Here is a 230-nt window from a genome sequence, read left to right as displayed (position 1 = left end):
TCCAAGGACACGATCAAGATCGGTTCGCTGCATTCGCTGTCGGGCACGATGGCCATCAGCGAGGTGACCGTTGCCAATTCGACCAAGCTGGCCGTCGACCAGATCAATGCCGCGGGCGGTGAGTCGAGGAGGACGCGGTGGGGCATTACAAGGCGAACCTGCGCGATATCGAGTTCAACCTGTTCGAGGTGCTCGGACTGGACAAACTGCTCGACACCGGCGCCTACGGC

1 protein-coding gene and 1 pseudogene are annotated in these 230 nt (G+C 61.3%); both read left to right on the top strand.

Annotation, left to right across the window (positions count from 1 at the left end; all coding sequences use genetic code 11):
- Positions 1-120: pseudogene (locus GV790_RS30425) on the top strand (transporter substrate-binding protein); the annotation flags it as partial.
- Positions 121-137: 17 nt separating this feature from the next.
- Positions 138-230 (top strand): acyl-CoA dehydrogenase N-terminal domain-containing protein (locus GV790_RS30420; RefSeq protein WP_163818227.1); only part of this gene is annotated, 93 nt, incomplete at its 3' end.

It is taken from the genome of Nocardia cyriacigeorgica (assembly GCF_010858045.1).
Lineage (GTDB): Bacteria > Actinomycetota > Actinomycetes > Mycobacteriales > Mycobacteriaceae > Nocardia > Nocardia cyriacigeorgica_E.
This window is presented reverse-complemented; position numbering and strand designations above follow the sequence as displayed.